Source organism: Herbaspirillum robiniae, assembly GCF_002213415.1.
Taxonomy (GTDB): domain Bacteria; phylum Pseudomonadota; class Gammaproteobacteria; order Burkholderiales; family Burkholderiaceae_D; genus Herbaspirillum; species Herbaspirillum robiniae.
Genome location: NZ_NJGU01000005.1, coordinates 426,460 through 442,988 on the forward strand (window position 1 = coordinate 426,460; position 16,529 = coordinate 442,988).

General features: G+C 64.3%; 17 protein-coding genes. 9 read left to right on the forward strand and 8 right to left on the reverse strand.

Annotated elements, in window-relative coordinates:
- Positions 1 to 29 precede the first annotated feature (29 nt).
- A complete protein-coding gene (locus tag CEJ42_RS11250; RefSeq protein ID WP_088751113.1) occupies positions 30 to 1,022 on the forward strand; it encodes a YheT family hydrolase in 993 nt (330 codons plus the stop codon).
- Entirely contained in the window at positions 1,015 to 1,614 is a 600-nt protein-coding gene (locus CEJ42_RS11255) for a DUF2946 family protein (protein WP_088751114.1), read from the forward strand. The genes CEJ42_RS11250 and CEJ42_RS11255 overlap by 8 nt, the downstream gene beginning before the upstream one ends.
- Before the next feature lie 40 nt (positions 1,615 to 1,654).
- On the opposite strand, the gene CEJ42_RS11260 is transcribed toward CEJ42_RS11255, so the two are convergent.
- Complete coding sequence (locus tag CEJ42_RS11260; RefSeq protein ID WP_079216754.1) at positions 1,655 to 3,211, reverse strand: beta-barrel assembly-enhancing protease; 1,557 nt, start codon at positions 3,209 to 3,211, stop codon at positions 1,655 to 1,657.
- Between the two features lie 130 nt (positions 3,212 to 3,341).
- On the opposite strand from CEJ42_RS11260, the gene moaC reads away from it, so the two are divergent.
- A complete protein-coding gene (moaC, locus tag CEJ42_RS11265) occupies positions 3,342 to 3,851 on the forward strand; it encodes a cyclic pyranopterin monophosphate synthase MoaC (protein WP_243397840.1) in 510 nt (169 codons plus the stop codon).
- Positions 3,852 to 3,915: 64 nt separating this feature from the next.
- Here moaC and CEJ42_RS11270 read toward each other — a convergent pair whose 3' ends face one another.
- The 6 genes from CEJ42_RS11270 to recA form a co-directional block, all read right to left on the reverse strand.
- The gene (locus CEJ42_RS11270; RefSeq protein WP_088751116.1) at positions 3,916 to 4,422 is read right to left on the reverse strand and encodes a pilin; all 507 of its coding nucleotides are present in this window, start codon (positions 4,420 to 4,422) and stop codon (positions 3,916 to 3,918) included.
- 215 nt (positions 4,423 to 4,637) lie between these two features.
- The gene (locus CEJ42_RS11275; protein ID WP_079216757.1) at positions 4,638 to 5,363 is read right to left on the reverse strand and encodes a TerC family protein; all 726 of its coding nucleotides are present in this window, start codon (positions 5,361 to 5,363) and stop codon (positions 4,638 to 4,640) included.
- A 250-nt stretch (positions 5,364 to 5,613) separates the two neighbouring features.
- A complete protein-coding gene (sucD, locus tag CEJ42_RS11280; RefSeq protein ID WP_079216758.1) occupies positions 5,614 to 6,495 on the reverse strand; it encodes a succinate--CoA ligase subunit alpha in 882 nt (293 codons plus the stop codon).
- 99 nt (positions 6,496 to 6,594) lie between these two features.
- Complete coding sequence (gene sucC, locus CEJ42_RS11285; RefSeq protein ID WP_079216759.1) at positions 6,595 to 7,761, reverse strand: ADP-forming succinate--CoA ligase subunit beta; 1,167 nt, start codon at positions 7,759 to 7,761, stop codon at positions 6,595 to 6,597.
- 487 nt (positions 7,762 to 8,248) lie between these two features.
- The gene (gene recX / locus CEJ42_RS11290) at positions 8,249 to 8,716 is read right to left on the reverse strand and encodes a recombination regulator RecX (RefSeq protein ID WP_079216760.1); all 468 of its coding nucleotides are present in this window, start codon (positions 8,714 to 8,716) and stop codon (positions 8,249 to 8,251) included.
- Positions 8,717 to 8,990: 274 nt separating this feature from the next.
- On the reverse strand, positions 8,991 to 10,040 hold the full coding sequence (gene recA / locus CEJ42_RS11295; protein WP_079216761.1) for a recombinase RecA: 1,050 nt from the start codon (positions 10,038 to 10,040) through the stop codon (positions 8,991 to 8,993).
- Between the two features lie 366 nt (positions 10,041 to 10,406).
- Between recA and CEJ42_RS11300 the strand changes: the two genes are divergently transcribed.
- The 6 genes from CEJ42_RS11300 to CEJ42_RS25015 all read left to right on the forward strand — a co-directional run bounded on the left by CEJ42_RS11300 (position 10,407) and on the right by CEJ42_RS25015 (position 15,835).
- Complete coding sequence (locus CEJ42_RS11300) at positions 10,407 to 12,035, forward strand: tetratricopeptide repeat protein (RefSeq protein ID WP_079216762.1); 1,629 nt, start codon at positions 10,407 to 10,409, stop codon at positions 12,033 to 12,035.
- Positions 12,036 to 12,037: 2 nt separating this feature from the next.
- Positions 12,038 to 12,646, forward strand: coding sequence for a sensor histidine kinase (locus tag CEJ42_RS11305; RefSeq protein WP_079216763.1), 609 nt, complete (start codon positions 12,038 to 12,040; stop codon positions 12,644 to 12,646).
- A 144-nt stretch (positions 12,647 to 12,790) separates the two neighbouring features.
- Positions 12,791 to 13,777 carry an aliphatic sulfonate ABC transporter substrate-binding protein gene (locus tag CEJ42_RS11310; RefSeq protein ID WP_088751117.1) on the forward strand — a complete coding sequence of 329 codons (987 nt, stop codon included), beginning with the start codon at positions 12,791 to 12,793 and terminating at the stop codon, positions 13,775 to 13,777.
- Between the two features lie 4 nt (positions 13,778 to 13,781).
- Positions 13,782 to 14,684 carry an ABC transporter permease gene (locus CEJ42_RS11315; protein WP_088751118.1) on the forward strand — a complete coding sequence of 301 codons (903 nt, stop codon included), beginning with the start codon at positions 13,782 to 13,784 and terminating at the stop codon, positions 14,682 to 14,684.
- Between the two features lie 20 nt (positions 14,685 to 14,704).
- Positions 14,705 to 15,688: an aliphatic sulfonate ABC transporter substrate-binding protein gene (locus CEJ42_RS11320; protein ID WP_088751119.1), complete on the forward strand. Its 984-nt coding sequence runs from the start codon at positions 14,705 to 14,707 to the stop codon at positions 15,686 to 15,688.
- Positions 15,689 to 15,691: 3 nt separating this feature from the next.
- A complete protein-coding gene (locus CEJ42_RS25015; RefSeq protein ID WP_165774420.1) occupies positions 15,692 to 15,835 on the forward strand; it encodes a hypothetical protein in 144 nt (47 codons plus the stop codon).
- Positions 15,836 to 15,932: 97 nt separating this feature from the next.
- On the opposite strand, the gene CEJ42_RS11325 is transcribed toward CEJ42_RS25015, so the two are convergent.
- Positions 15,933 to 16,355 (reverse strand): OsmC family protein, encoded by a 423-nt coding sequence (locus CEJ42_RS11325; RefSeq protein WP_079216768.1) that lies wholly within the window; start codon positions 16,353 to 16,355, stop codon positions 15,933 to 15,935.
- Between the last annotated feature and the right edge of the window lie 174 nt (positions 16,356 to 16,529).

Sequence of the window (16,529 nt, forward strand, 5' to 3'; positions counted from 1 at the left end):
CGACGCCAGTACAACCGCAAGGCAGCAACATGCTTTACATCCCGCCCCGCTGGCTTCCCGGCGGACATTTGCAGACCATCTATCCGTCCACCTTCATCGCCAAGCCGCAGGTGACGTTCCGGCGCGAGCGCTGGGAAGCGCCGGACGGCGACTTCATCGACATCGACTTCGTCGACGGCAAGCCCGGACGGCCGCTGCTGGTGCTGTTCCACGGTCTGGAAGGATCTTCCGACAGCCACTACAGCCGCGCGCTGATGGCCGAAGCGCAGCGGCGCGGCTGGCACGGCGCGGTGCCGCACTTTCGCGGCTGCTCGGGCGAGATCAACCTGGCGCCGCGCTTCTACCATTCGGGCGATTCGGCCGAACTGGACTGGATCCTGCGCCGCCTGAAACAGCGCCAGCAAGACCTCGCCGCCACGCACCTGTACGCCGCCGGCGTGTCGCTGGGCGCCAACGCCCTGCTGCGCTGGCTGGGCGAATCGCAGCACGAGGCCGAAATCGTCGATGCCGCCTGCGCGGTGTCGGCGCCGCTCGACCTGGCCGGCGGCGGCGCGGCGCTGGCGCGCGGCTTCAACCGCCTCTATACCTGGGTGTTCCTGCGCACCATGCGACCCAAGTGCCTGGAAAAACTGGCGCAGTTCCCCGGCCTGTTCGACCGCGACGCGCTGCTGTCGGCGCGCGACCTGTACGCCTTCGACAACATCGTCACCGCGCCGCTGCATGGCTACCGCAACACCGACGACTACTGGGACCGCGCCAGCGCCAAGCACATCCTGCACGACATCACCGTGCCGACGCTGGTGCTGAACGCCAAGAACGATCCCTTCCTCCCTGCGCAGCACTTACCGCGCAGCGCGGCGCCTGAGGTGGTATTGGAGTATCCGGACGAAGGCGGCCATGTCGGTTTCGCCGCCGGCACTCCGCCGGGCAGCCTGGAGTGGCTGCCGCGCCGGCTGCTGCATTTCCTGGAGGGCCGCACCGAGACCGCCTTCGCCGCGCAACGGGAGCACGCGCATGGATGAGATCGTTCGCCAGGCCATGGCCAAGTGGCCCAACGTGCCGCACTGCTTCGGCTGGCTGCGGCTGGATGCGCGCGGCGGCTGGCGCATGCGCGACGAGCGCGCGCAGCATCTCGACCTGCCGGGCGAGCGCATCTCCCACCCCGCCCTGCTGGCCTTCATCGAGCGCAACTATGCGCACGACGAACAGGGCCGCTGGTATTTCCAGAACGGTCCGCAACGGGTGTATGTCGATCTTGAACTCACGCCCTATATCGTGCGCACGCAACCCGCCGAAGACGGCATGACGCTGCGTTTCCATACCGGCGAAGACGTCGGGGCGATCGACGCCGCCTGGCTCGATGAAAGCGGCAGGCTTTACCTTCAGGCCGGACCAAGGACCGGCGCCGTCGATGATCGCGACATGGCGCAGCTGCTGCCCCTGCTGCAGATCGGGGGACACCATGACGAGGAAGCGCTGCTGCGCTGGATGGAAGGCGACGACGATGCCGAAGCCAACCTCATGTTCCACCAACATGCGATCAGGCTGCAGCGCATCCGGACCGATCAGTTGGCCCGGCAGTTCGGCTTCGTGACAACGCCGCGCGGAGAATAAAAAACGCCGGCAGACGCCGGCGTTTTCGTCGATACCGGGATCAGCCCCGGTCCTTCATGTCCTTCGACTCGTCCTTCCATTTTTCCTTCCACTCGCGCTCGCGCGCATCGATCTGCGACTGGTCGTAGAAGGTGGCATCCGGCGCCTTGCGGGCGATGCCGAGCTGCTCGATGGCGGCCAGCAGGCTGCCGTTGAGCGCATAGGCCTCGGCCAGCGCCAGGTGCTGCAGCGCCTGCTTGCCCTGGACGGCGTAGACCTTTGCCAGCAGGTTCTGGATCTGCGCATCCGAGCGGTACAGCTGAGCCTGGTCGCGCAGGTAGGCGATCGCCTCGTCATTGCGGCGCGACGCGATCAGCGCGTCGGCATACTGCCGCGCCGCCACGCGCGAGATCGGATACTGCTTGCGCATCGCGTCGGCCAGTTGCAGGGCCGCCGCGCCCTGCTTGCGGGCCACCTTGATGTCGATGTCGAGACTGGTGAACATGATGCCGGTCTTGAGCGGAATCGCGGCTTCCTGCGCCTCCTTCAGCATCGCGTCGGCCTGCTCCAGCTTGTTCTGCCGGTAGTAGACGTAGGCCAGGCCGTACTTCGCGGCCGCCGTCTGCAGTTTGGTGTTGTCCTTCATCTGGCGCTGGAACTTCTCGGCACTGTCGCGCAGGCCCTGCACCGAATCGTTCTGCAGCACCTGGGTGCGCGCGCGCACCAGCTGGAACTCCGGATTGTCCACCCGCTGCTTGTAGCGCTGGTCGCGGATGCGTGCCTCGATATCGGCGATACGCTCGGTGGTCAGCGGGTGCGTCATCAGGTAAGGCGGGACGACGTCGCTGTAGTTGCGTGACGCGGCCTGCAACCGGCCGAAGAAAGTCACCATGCCGGACGGATCGTAGCCGCCGTCGCGCATGATCTGCAGGCCGATGCGGTCGGCCTCGCGCTCGGCGTCGCGGCTGAAGTTGAGCTGGCGCTGGATCGCCACGCCGGTGCCGCCCATCATGGTGGCCATGGCGGCGTCGCCGCCGGCCTTGGAGATGCCGGCCAGCGCGCCCAGCACGATGGCGGCCAGCTGGATCATCGAGTTCTGCTTCTGCTGGCCCAGCATGCGCGCGATATGGCGCTGGGCGACGTGGCCGATTTCGTGCGACAGCACGCCGGCCAGCTCCGACTCGGACTGCGCGGCCAGCACCAGCCCGCTGTTGACGCCGATGAAACCGCCCGGCAACGCGAAGGCGTTGAGCATCGGGTCGCGCACCATGAAGAACTGGAAGTCGAAGCCGGCCTCGCCGCGCACCTCGGGATGCACGGACACCAGGTTCAGGCCGAAATTGTTGAGGTACTCCGACACCGGGCCGTCATCGACATAGTCGCGGTCGCTGCGGATGTCGCGCATGATCTGCTCGCCCAGCTTGCGCTCCATCAGCGGCGACAGACCCTCGCGCTCGGTGTCGCCCAGCGTCGGCAGGTTCTGCGCGACGCCGGCAACCGGCGCGATCGTCAGCGGAATGGCGGGCAACAGCAGCAGCGCGGCGGTCAGCGCGCGCACCAGCAACTTGCGCGCGGGACGGGATGGACGACGGTCGGACAAGATTGCGTATCGTTGCATGAGCGAAAACGGAAAAGGCTGGCCTGCCGGTGCGCCGCCGGCGACAGGAAACCTGCCCCGCCGCGGCTGCGGCACGCCTGCTATGATACCCGCTCCGTTTCGATCTTCATCATTTTCAGCGACAGGCACCATGAGCACATCCGGCAACCAGGACAACCCCAACGGCGGCCTCACCCATTTCGACCAGAGCGGCCAGGCCCACATGGTCGACGTCGGCGGCAAGAACGAATCGCACCGCGTGGCGGTGGCCAGCGGCGTGATCCGCATGAAACCGGAGACCCTGGCCATCATCGAGTCGGGCACCGCGAAGAAGGGCGACGTCCTGGGCATCGCCCGCATCGCCGCCATCATGGCGGCCAAACGCACCGGCGACCTGATTCCGCTGTGCCATCCGCTGGCGCTGACGCATGTGTCGGTGGAGTTCGAGACCAACGTCGCCGACTCCAGCGTGCTGTGCACCGCGCGGGTGGAAACCTACGGCAAGACCGGCGTGGAAATGGAAGCGCTGACTGCGGTGCAGGTCGGCCTGCTGACCGTGTACGACATGAGCAAGGCGGTCGACAAGACCATGGTGATGACCGATATCTGCGTGACCGAGAAGCGGGGGGGGAAGAGCGATATCAGCATGGTGAGGCCGTGACCAACGGCGTCACCATCCCATAAAAAAAGCGCCCGGCCGGGCGCTTTTTTCATGTCCGTGACGTTCAGCCTCGGCAATTGGAAGGAGCGAGTTTCGCCGGCAGCGTACCTGCCACGAACTTGCCATTGGGCGTTACGCCTTCTTGAGCCGCTGCCTGCTTGGTCTCGGCGGCCGCGCATTGCCACTGGATCGAACCGGTGCCCAGCGTCGGCGTCAGGGTCAGCGTACCGCCATCGCCCACGCGCGCGCTGAACGTGATCGTGATCACGCCGCCCTCGCCTTTTTTCTCCATGGGCGAGACTTCGATCTTCTCGACGTTGTCCGTCTTGGTGAACGCCGGCAACCCCAGCTGCGCCACGGTGAAGACGCCATTGTTGGCCTGGGCCTGCTCGGCCACCGCCAGCTTGTACGGCGCGGCCAGATTCAATCCCTCGGCCACGCGCGAACGCGCGATGTAGTCCTGGTACTGCGTAGCGCCGATGGTGGCCAGGATGCCGATGATGGCCAGCGTCACCATCAGTTCCAGCAGGGTGAAGCCTTGTTGCTTGTTCTTGCGTGCGACTTGTTTCATTGAATCCCCAAAAAAAGAAAAAGGCGTTGCCAGTATCGGCACCACCCGCGATGCGGCAAAGCGAATTAGTTCAAAAACTATCAGGCTTTGCCGCCGCCGGCGCTGACTTGCGTCAAATGCGGATCAACGCGGAGTTTGCGCTCCGGCATTGTCGAGAGAAAGCGGCAAATCATTTCGATCTCGTCGATGCCGGGACGCGGATGCCTCCTGGCTCCTCAGGGCTGGTCCGGCGCCTGTTTGCGGCGCTTGAGCGTCAGGCCGACCAGCACCACGCCGATCGCACCGACCAGGCCCGGCAGGCTCAGGTGCAGCTGCGCTCCGGGCACCACGAACTCGGTATCGGGAATGAAGCCCTGCAGATGGGACTGCACGCCGACATCGCTGAAGATCATGCCGCCGGCGATATAGCCCAGCAGCGCCGCGCCCAGCGTGATGATAACCGGGAATTTTTCCATCAGCTTCAATACCAGGGTGCTGCCCCAGACGATGATGGGAATGCTGACCACGATGCCGAACACCACCAGCGCCATCTGGTGCTGGCCGGCCTGCTCTGCCGCGCTGGCGATGGCGATGACGTTGTCCAGGCTCATCACCAGGTCGGCCACGATCACGGTCTTGACCGCGCCCCACAGGCGGTCGCTGCCGCCGACCTCGGCATGTTCGTCGTCCTCGTTGAGCAGCTTGATGCCTATCCACAGCAGCAACAGGCCGCCGATCAGCTTCAGGAAAGGCAGCTCCAGCATGGTCACGGCGAACGCGATCAACGCAATGCGGATCGCGATGGCGCCGATGGTGCCCCAGACGATGCCCTTCATGCGCAGCTCGGCCGGCAGGTTGCGACAGGCCAGCGCGATCACGATGGCGTTGTCGCCGCCCAGCAGGATGTCGATCAGGATGATCTGACCGACCGCGATCCAGTTCAGGTTTACCAGAAATTCCATTCACTTCCTTTGCTGAAGATTTTGCTGTGCGACGGCGCCCTGTGGATAAGATGCGCTCGTTGCGATAGTCGGTGATTTTCGCCGATCAGCCCCCTTTTGCCTATCCGGCCGCGTTCGACGCGGTCGCCGGTCGCGATCATCGCGCACCAGCGCCGAAAAACACATGGGGAGCCGAAGCTCCCCATATGAGTCTGGCGGTGACCACCCCAAGGCGCCAGGCGCTCCGGGACGACCACCATGACAGCACTGATTACAGCATGGCCTTCAGCAGACGCGCCATTTCGGACGGGTTGCGTGTGGCCTTGATGCCGCACTCTTCCATGATCGCCAGCTTGGCTTCGGCAGTGTCGGCACCGCCCGAGATCAGCGCGCCGGCGTGGCCCATGCGCTTGCCCGGAGGCGCGGTGACGCCAGCGATGAAGCCAACCACCGGCTTCTTCATGTTGTCACGCACCCAGTACGACGCGTTGGCTTCGTCGGGACCACCGATTTCACCGATCATGATGACGGCATCGGTGTCCGGATCGTCGTTGAATGCCTTCATGATGTCGATGTGCTTCAGACCGTTGATCGGGTCGCCGCCGATACCGACTGCGGACGATTGGCCAAGGCCCAGAGCGGTCAGCTGGCCGACGGCTTCATAGGTCAGGGTGCCCGAGCGCGACACCACGCCGATACGGCCCTTCTTGTGGATGTGACCCGGCATGATGCCGATCTTGATTTCGTCAGGGGTGATCAGGCCTGGGCAGTTCGGGCCCAGCAGCTTGGTCTTGGAGCCGGCCTTGGCCATGCGGTCCTTCAGGGCCAGCATGTCACGCACGGGGATGCCTTCGGTGATGCAGATGGCCAGGTCCAGATCGGCTTCGACAGCTTCCCAGATGGCAGCAGCGGCGCCGGCGGGCGGCACGTAGATCACGGAAACGGTCGCGCCGGTGGCCTTCTTGGCTTCGGTCACGTTGGCATAGATGGGGATGCCTTCGAAGTCTTCACCGGCCTTCTTCGGGTTCACGCCAGCGACGAAGGCGTTCTTGCCGTTCGCGTACTCACGGCACAAACGGGTGTGGAATTGGCCGGTCTTGCCAGTGATGCCTTGCGTGATGACCTTGGTGTCTTTGTTGATGAGGATCGACATTTTTCTTCCTTGTCTGTGATGCCTGCGCTTCGTGCGGCCGGGATGCGTCTTGTCGCATCGTGCGCGGCCGCCACCGCGCAAACTTGCATGTATGAGTTCTTACTTGCCCGCAGCCGCAGCCACGACCGCCTTCGCAGCCTCTTCCATCGAATCGGCCGAGATGATCGGCAGACCGGAATCGGCCAACAGCTTCTTGCCCAGGTCTTCGTTGGTGCCCTTCATGCGGACCACCAGAGGCACCTTCAGCGAAACCGCCTTGGATGCGGCGATCACGCCTTCGGCGATCACGTCACAGCGCATGATGCCGCCGAAGATGTTGACCAGGATGGCCTTCAGTTCGGGGTTCTTCAGCATGATCTTGAAGGCTTCGGTGACCTTCTCGGTGGTAGCGCCGCCGCCCACGTCCAGGAAGTTGGCCGGCTCGCCGCCGAACAGCTTGATGGTGTCCATGGTGGCCATGGCCAGACCGGCGCCGTTGACCAGGCAGCCGATGTTGCCGTCCAGCGAGATGTAGGCCAGGTCGAACTTGGAGGCTTCGACTTCAGCCGGATCTTCTTCGTCCAGGTCGCGGTAGGCGACGATTTCCGGGTGACGGAACAGGGCGTTGGAGTCGAAGTTGAACTTGGCGTCCAGGGCGATGACCTTGCCGTCGCCGGTCAGGATCAGCGGGTTGATTTCAGCCAGGGAAGCGTCGGTTTCCCAGTAAGCCTTGTACAGGCCTTGCAGGTTCTTGCGCGCTTCGGGGATCGATGCTGCGGGCACGCCGATCTTGGCGGCCACGTCGTCAGCGTCGGCATCGGTCAGGCCGGTGACCGGATCGATGATGACGTTGTGGATTTTTTCCGGGTTGCTGTGGGCAACTTCTTCGATGTCCATGCCGCCTTCGCTGGATGCCATCAGCACGACCTTCTGGCTCACGCGGTCGGTCACCAGGGAAACGTACAGTTCCTTCTTGATGTCGGCGCCTTCTTCGATCAGCAGGCGGCGAACCTTCTGGCCTTCAGGACCGGTCTGGTGCGTGACCAGCTGCATACCCATGATCTGGTTGGCGTATTCCTTGACCTGCTCGATGGACTTGGCCACCTTCACGCCGCCGCCCTTGCCGCGACCGCCGGCATGGATCTGTGCCTTCACGACCCACACCGAGCCGCCCAGGCTCTTGGCTGCCGCTTCGACTTCGTCGACGGACATGCAAGGAACGCCGCGCGGGACGGTTACGCCGAACTGGCGCAGGATTTCTTTACCCTGATACTCATGGATTTTCATGGGAGCTTCCCTTTAGACACTAAATGAATAAAACTTGCCGGATTGAAATTCTGCCGACGGCGCAATGCCGACGGACGAGAAAGCAGACCGCAACCCGCAGGCGGGTGTCGCATCCGTCGCCGGATGGGAACTGGCGCAGGCATGAGCTGCGCGGGTTGCGAAAGAATTCTTAGAATTAGGCATGTGCATGCCGTCTGCATGAGTTGGTCTGATATTCGTGTCCCGCCGGACGGCCGACGGGATCCGCATTATCCGCCTTCACTGCTGTCGTGAGCCTTACATCGATGCGCCGTTGGAAAAAACCGGCAACAAACGCATCTCCTCAAGCTCCCGCGCCGCAGCAAAAACTTCCGAATTCTAGCACAGGCCGGTGAGGCTGAGCGCCGGTAGCGCTAACATTGCCGATAAAGACCGGATCGGGCTTTCACGGGCATTTTGAACTTGCGGAGAGATACAGGCGCGGCGCGTGCGGCGGCGCCATCGTGACTCAGAGGGCGCCGTCCTCGTCATCGAGCCAGGCCGTGTTGAAGGCCTCGCGGATGCTGCGATGGGAAAAACCGCGCTGCTGCAGGAAGCGCATCTGCCTGGCGCGCGTCTCGGCATCGGCCGGCGGTTCGGCGAACTTGCGCCGCAACACCTGGGCCGCGCGCTCGCCCTCGCCTTGCGCCAGATCGGCCTTGAGCTCGGCCAGGGCCTCGCCCTCGATCCCATGGCCATGCAGCTCGGACAGGATGCGGTTGTTGCCGTAGCGCGCGGCGCGACGGTTCACCAGCGATTCGGAGAAACGCTCTTCGGAGAGAAAACGGGATTGTTCCAGCCAGTTGAGCAGGGCGTCGATGTCATCGCCCTCTTGCGCGTAAGGGGTGAGCTTACGCGCAAGTTCCAGGCGACTATGCTCACGTGAAGAGAGATATTTGAGCGCCCGTGCTTTCAGGCTGATCGGCGGTCTTGGCATGACGTTCGACTACACGGGGTAGGACGGGATTTCGATAAAGCGGGACCGCAGGCCACCGGACAACATATCGGCGATTGCGGCAACTACGTCCGTTGCGGACTTCGGCGCTGAGACCGAGCTTGCCTCCACAGCGGCTTGACACGACCGGAACGCCGGCGAAGGTCAGGCTTCCCTCGCCGATGCTCCGGCTTGACCGGCCCCGGATATGAATACGGATGCGGAGCCGGCGCAATCAGGTCCATGCATCGCGCTCTTCACGATGCATCGGCGCAGATCAGGAAGCTTCGACCTTGGCTTCGCCGCCGGCCAGCTCAGGCACGCCCAGCGCGATGCGGACCTTGTTCTCGATCTCGCGCGCCAGCTCCGGGCGTTCCTTCAGGAAGTTGCGCGCATTGTCCTTGCCCTGGCCGATCTTGTCGCCGTTGTAGCTGTACCAGGCGCCGGACTTCTCGACCACCTTGTGCTCCGAACCCAGGTCCAGGATCTCGCCTTCGCGCGAGGTGCCTTCTCCATACAGGATGTCGAAGTGCGCTTCGCGGAACGGCGGGGCAACCTTGTTCTTGACGACCTTGACGCGGGTTTCGCTGCCGATGACTTCGTCGCCGGACTTGATCGAGCCGGTGCGGCGGATGTCCAGGCGCACGGAGGCGTAGAACTTCAGCGCGTTGCCGCCGGTGGTGGTTTCCGGGTTGCCGAACATGACGCCGATCTTCATCCGGATCTGGTTGATGAAGATGACGGTGGTGTTGGTGCGGTTGATGCTGCCGGTCAGCTTGCGCAGCGCCTGCGACATCAGGCGGGCCTGCAGGCCGGGCAGCGAGTCGCCCATGTCGCCTTCGATTTCGGCCTTGGGGGTCAGCGCCGCCACCGAGTCGACCACGATCAGGTCGACCGCGCCGGAGCGCACCAGGGCGTCGGTAATTTCAAGCGCCTGTTCGCCGGTGTCCGGCTGCGAAATCAGCAGGTCGTTCAGGTTCACGCCCAGCTTCTGGGCATAGGTGACATCCAGCGCATGCTCGGCGTCGATGAAGGCGCAGGTGCCGCCCAGTTTTTGCATTTCGGCAATGGCTTGCAGCGTCAGGGTGGTCTTGCCCGACGATTCCGGGCCGTAGATCTCGACGACGCGGCCGCGCGGCAGGCCGCCGACGCCCAGTGCGATATCCAGGCCGAGGGAACCGGTCGAGACGACCTGGATCTCCTCTGCGATGATGCCGTCTTCCATGCGCATCACGGAGCCCTTGCCAAACTGCTTTTCAATCTGCGCCAACGCGGCGGCCAGCGCCTTGCCCTTTTCAGAGGTGTTCGCAGCTTTTTTGTCGTCCATAAATCTCTCTCGGCAAAAGGTCGTGAAGAAGTGTACTTACAGGAAATGATTGCTTGGATGCATCGGATCGGTTTTTCCGCTTCGCGAAACGGGCACCAATGAAGCGACACTGTATAAAAAAACAGTGATCCGTGCAAGCGTTTTCGAAATTCCCGCTGAAGGGCTCAATTATAAGAGAGCCGCCGGAGCACAGAGGCGTGGTTGCAACGGTATTGATGCACGACGGGCCAAAAACCGGCACACTCGCGCTTTGCCTAGAAATACGTGCGTTTTCCGTCCCTATATTTGCTAGGGGCCGATGCCGTTTTGATATACATTTCAGGCTAGCAATATAACGAGATAAAGACTGTTTTATAGACTGTAGTCATGAGTTTAGTCCCCTTTAGCCATATCAGCGCCCTGCGCTGCCTGATCATCGACGACATGCCGACGATGCGCCAGAACATCCGGATGCACCTCGGCCAGCTCGGCGTGACCAAGGTGGATCAGGCCGCCACGCCTGACGAATCGATCCGTTTCGTGCAGGCGGGGAGCTATGACCTCATCATCTGCGACTACAACCTGAACAAGGAAAGCAACGGCCAGCAGCTGCTGGAGTTCTTCCGCACCCAGAACATGCTTTCGCCGACCTCGATGTTCATCATGGTCACCGCCGAAAGCGGCTACAACCTGGTGGCCAGCGCCGCCGAGTTCCAGCCCGACGCCTACATGCTCAAGCCGCTGACGGCCAGCCGCATCGCCGAGCGCGTGGATCGCCTGCTGGAGAAGCAGCACGCCATGCTGCCGGTGACCGAGAAGATGAAGCGCAAGGACTTCGCCGGCGCCATCATCGAATGCGACAACGTGCTCAAGTCGGCGCCGAAGTGGATCGTCGAGATCATGAAGACCAAGGGCACGCTGCTGATCGAGCAGCGCCGCATCGACGAGGCGCGCGAGGTCTATACCCAGGCGCTGGCCATGCGCGACGACCTGGTCTGGGCCAAGGTCGGCCTGGCCCGCTGCAACATCGTCGCCGGACAGCTGGACGACGCGCGCACCATCGTCGAAGACGTGCTGGCGCAGAACAAGCAGTTCATCGCCGCCTACGACCTGTTGGCGCAGATCGACGAGGCCCAGGGCAACCAGGAAGGCGCGCTGGCCGCGCTGACCATGTCGTCGGAAATCATTCCCTCGGCGCGCCGCAGCCGCCTGGTGGGCGAAGTGGCCTACCGCAGCGGCCACCTCGACCAGGCGCGCGAAGCCTACGACAAGGTGCTCAAGCACACCAAGGGTTCGCTCACCGCGCAACCCACCGACCTGCTGTCGCTGGCCCAGGTCCACGTCGACAGCGGCGATCCGGACCAGGCCCTGCGCCTGCTGGAAAGTGCGCCGCGCCGCTACGAAGAATCCAAGATGTTCGCCTCGGCCCAGGCCGCGGTGCAGGCGCAGGCCTACGTGCAGCTGGGCGACACCATCTCGGCGCAACAGGCGTTCGAGACCGCGCGCCAGGCCGCCGGCAAGGACATCTCCGAAGTCGCCACGCTGGCGCTGGCCAAGGCGGCGTTCTCGATGGGCAAGGATGAGGAAGGCGCCAAGCTGATCGCCGACGCCATCAAGTCCGACCACGAAAACAAAACGCTGCAGATGCTGGCGCGCAAGGTCCTGGCCGACACCGGCAAGACGGCGCTGGCCGAGGAGCTGATCGACGGCGCGGTCAAGCATTGCATGAGCATCATCGCCGAGGCCAACGCGCTCATGCGCAGCGCCAAACCCGACGAATCCCTGGCCAAGCTGGAAGAGGCGCTCAACAGCATGCCCGAGAATACCGGCGTGCTGCTGGCATCGGCCCAGCTGCACCTGTTGTGGATGAGCCAGCGCGGCTGGAACGACGAGTACGTCAAGCGGGTACGGCGCTACCTCGCCACCCTGGACCGCCTGATTCCGGGCAATGACCGTGTCGCCAAGATGCACAAGTTCTTGCGCGACACCCTGAGCAAAGTTGCCCCGAAGAGCTGACCATGGATCCGAAGCTAGCCGCGATCATCATTCACGACATCAAGAACTCCCTGGGCGTGCTGGAGGGCGAGTTGCGTCGCCTGTCCGACGATGTGCCGCGCGCGCAGCAGGCGCATGTCACCTGCCTGGCGCTGCAGGAAAAGCTGATCGCTTTCCTGACCCTCTACAAGGCCGATTCGCAGGGCCTGCGCGCGCAGGTCGATGCGGTGTCGCCGCTGGACTTCCTCGACTCGCTGCTGCGTGAGCATGCCGTGGGCCGCAACGGCAGCAGCATCGAGGTGAAGGTCGACGAAACCAATATGCCGCTGATCGGCTTCTTCGACGAGCACCTGGTGGCGCTGGCGCTGGAAGCCGCGCTGCAGAACGCCAGCCGCTTCGCGCGCACGCGCATCGAGCTCGGCTGCCACAAGAATCCCGACGGCGGCGTGATCTTCACCGTGCGCGACGACGGCCCCGGCATCGGCACGCACGAAGAAAAGCCCTCGACCGGCCTGGGCATGGACCTGTGCAACGCCATCGCCACCGCCCATAACAAGGAAAACCAGCAGGGCGAGGCGCGCCTGTCCAACCATCCGGACGGCGGCGCGCTGTTCGAACTCTGCCTGCCTTGATCCTTCCGGCTTGCGCAACCGTCGCCGCGACGGGCATGCGCAAAGCGCATATCCAAGCTTGAAAATAGTCGTTCTGCCGCACCGCGTTCGTCCTTAGAGTGTTTGTCTGCATCGCAGACTCCCGACACAACAAGAACGGACCCCATGGAACGCAGACACTTCCTCCGCCTCGGCCCGGCCGCGCTCGGCGCCGCCATGCTGGGCGCCGCGCCGCTGCTGGCGCGCGCCGCGCAAGCTCCCAAGACCATCCGGCTGGACTACGCCTATTACTCGCCGCCCAGCCTGGTGCTGCGCAAGTTCGGCTGGCTGGAGGAAGACCTGAAGGCCCAGGGCACCGAGGTCAAATGGGTGCTCAGCCAGGGCAGCAACCGCGCGCTCGAATACCTCAACAGCGACAGCGTGGACTTCGGCAGCACCGCCGGACTGGCCGCCCTGCTGGCGCGCGCCAACGGCAATCCGATCAAGGCGGTGTACGTGTATTCGCGCCCGGAATGGACCGCGCTGGCGGTGGCCAAGGACTCGCCGATCCGATCCGTGCGCGAGCTCAAGGGCAAGAAAGTCGCCGCCACCAAGGGCACCGATCCTTATCTCTTCCTGCTGCGCGCGCTGCACGAGAACGGCCTGAAGAAGAGCGACGTCGAGATCGTCCACCTGCAACATCCTGACGGCCGCGCCGCGCTCGAACAAGGCCGCGTCGACGCTTGGGCCGGACTCGATCCGCACCTGGCCGCCAGCGAACTCGAAGCCGGCTCGCGCCTGATCTACCGCAACGTGAACTTCAACACCTATGGCTTCCTCAACGTCAGCGACACCTTCGCCGCGCGCCATCCGGAGCAGGTAAAGCGCGTGATCGCCGCCTACGAAAAGGCGCGCGCGTGGATCGCCGCGCATCCGGAAGAGACGGTCAAGCTGCTGGCGGAAGAGTCAAAGCTCTCGCCCGAGGTGGCGCGCCTGCAGCTCAAGCGCAATGACTTCTCGCATCCGCAGATCGGCCGCGAGCACATCGACGCGCTGCGCGCCGCCGCGCCCATCCTGACCGAGGAAGACCTGGTCAAGAGCGGCACCGACCTGCCCCGCACCATCAACGCGCTGATCGATCCCTCCTACGCGCAGGGCGTGGTGAAGGCCTGAGGCGATGAGCGACACCGGATCCGGCAGCCTGCCTGCGCCGGCGGGAGCGCGACCCGGCGCTGCCGCCGCCAGGGCCAACGCCAACACCACGGCAGCCAGGCCGGCTCGCCGCGGATGGCCATTCGACCACGGCTATCGCCCCGGCCGCTTCACCGGCTGGCTCCTGCCGGTTGCCGTGCTGCTGTTGTCGGAAGCCGGCGCGCGCCTGGACATCATCCCGGCGCGCCTGTTGCCGCCGCCCAGCGAACTGGCGCAGACGCTGTGGTCGCTCGCGGTCCGCGGCGAGTTGCTGCCGCATATCTGGGCAAGCCTGGCGCGCGTGGTCGCCGGCTTTGCGATCGGCAGCGCGCTGGCGATCGCGCTGGGCCTGCTGGTCGGCATCAGCCGGCGCGCCGAAGCACTGCTGGAGCCCAGCTTCCAGGCGCTGCGCGCCATTCCCAGCCTGGCCTGGATCCCCTTGCTGCTGCTGTGGCTGGGCATCGATGAGACGCCCAAGATCGTACTGATTGCCATCGGCGCCTTCTTCCCGGTCTACCTGAACCTGGTGGCGGGCATCCGCGACATCGATGTCAAGCTGATCGAAGTCGGCACCAGCTCGGGCCTGGACACGACTGAACTGATACGCCACATCCTGCTGCCGGCATCGCTGCCCTACCTGTTCGCCGGATTGCGCGGCGGGCTCAGCCTGGCCTGGATGTTCCTGGTCGCGGCCGAGCTGATCGCAGCCACCCGCGGCGTCGGCTACCTGCTCTCCGACGGGCGCGAAAGCAGCCGGCCCGACCTGGTGCTGGCCGCCATCCTGATCCTGGCGCTGCTGGGCAAATTGAGCGACAGCCTGCTGCGGCTGCTGGAACAACGCTGCCTGCGCTGGCGCGATGCGCATCGTCCCGCCTCCCCAAAATCCTGACGACTTTACTTCTCTCCACCATGAGCCAGTCCAAGCATCCCGACCTGATCCGCCGCCGCCTGCTGCAAGCGGGCGCCGCCTTTGCCGCAAGCGCGCTGGCGCCTTCGCTGCATGCGCAGGGCAGCGGCCGTGCGATCCGCATCGGCTACCAGAAATCCTCGACCCTGCTGACCATCATCAAGGCCAATGGCGTGCTGGAAAAGCAGCTGGGTTCCGGCGCCCGGATCAGCTGGCATGAGTTCTCCAGCGGCTTGCCGCTGCTCGAAGCGCTCAATGTCGGCGGCGTCGATCTCAGCGCCGACGTGGCCGATACCGTGCCGGTGTTCGCCCAGGCCGCCGGCGCGAAACTGACCTACCTGGCGCAGGAGTCGCCGTCGCCGTCGGCGCAGGCCATCATCGTCCGTGCCGACTCGCCGATCCGCAGCGTGGCCGAACTCAAGCGCAAGAAGATCGCCGTGACCAAGGCCGCCGGCGTGCACTACCTGCTGATCGCCACGCTGGAAAAGGCCGGCCTGAAGTTCAGCGACGTCGACGCCGCCTACCTGTCGCCGGCCGATGGGCGCGCCGCCTTCGAACGCGGCAGCGTGGACGCCTGGGTGACCTGGGATCCCTTCCTCTCGGGCGTGCAGCGCCAGTCGCAGGTGCGCGTGCTGTCGGACGGTCGCGGCATCGCCGACTATCAACGCTATTACCTGGCGTCGACGCCGTTTGCCGACGCCAATCCGGATGTGCTGCGCATCGTCTTCGGCGAGTTGCAGAAGACCGGCCTGTGGGTCAAGCAGCACCCGAAGGACGCGGCCGCCTTCCTTGCGCCGCTGTGGGGCCTGGATGCGGACACCGTCGAGCTCGCCAACAGCCGCCGCAGCTATGAAGTGCGCGCCGTGAAGCTGGACGCGCTGGGCGAACAGCAGCGCATCGCCGACGCCTTCTTCTCCGCCGGATTGCTGCCGAAGAAGGTGAACACCGCCGATGTGTCGATCTGGAAACCGGCAAGGCTGGGCTGAGGCATGGACGGACTCGACAAGATCACGCTGGTGCTGCTGGTACTGCTGGTGGCGGTCGCCCTGTTGTTTCCGCTGTCATCGCGCCGCGGCGATGAGCGTGAGCGCGAGCATGGCGCTGCGACCGGCGACGAGAAGAAGCGCAGCTAATGCGCTGTGGATAAGTTAACCGCGAGGAAGCAAGCAAAAGCGCCGCAACTGCGGCGCTTTTTTCATCGTGACCAGATTGGCCGATGTCCAGACGGGATCAGACGAGCGTGGCCGTTACCGAAATGTCGGCATTGAGCACCTTGGAGACCGGGCAACCGGACTTGGCCGCCGCCACCGCTTCGTTGAATTTCTGTTCGTCGCGGTCTTCCAGCTCGACCTTGACCGCCAGCTGGATGGTGGTGATCGCAAAACCCGGATCGGATTTTTCCAGCGTCAGCGTGGCTTCGGTATCGATGCGCTTGGGGCCGAGGCCGGCCTTGTCCAGCCGCGCCGACAGGTCCATCGAGAAGCAGCCCGCGTGGGCGGCCGCGATCAGCTCTTCAGGATTGGTGCCCACGCCGTCCTCGAAACGGGTGGAAAAGGAATATTGCGTTGAAGACAGCGTCTTGCTCTCGGTGGTGAGCGCGCCCTTGCCTTCCTTCAGGTTACCGTTCCATACCGCCGATGCCTTGCGTTTCATAGCAGTCTCCTTGACTCGATGTTTGAACGGGCGCGGCGGCAACTCTCCGGCAATCTGCCGGAGGGCACATGCATCCAGGCGCAGCATACGCACGCCGGCATCCGCGCCGCACGCGCAGAGATTCAATGATGCGTCGGCCGAGCAAGCGCGACGATAGGACAACGGCGTTGGTAT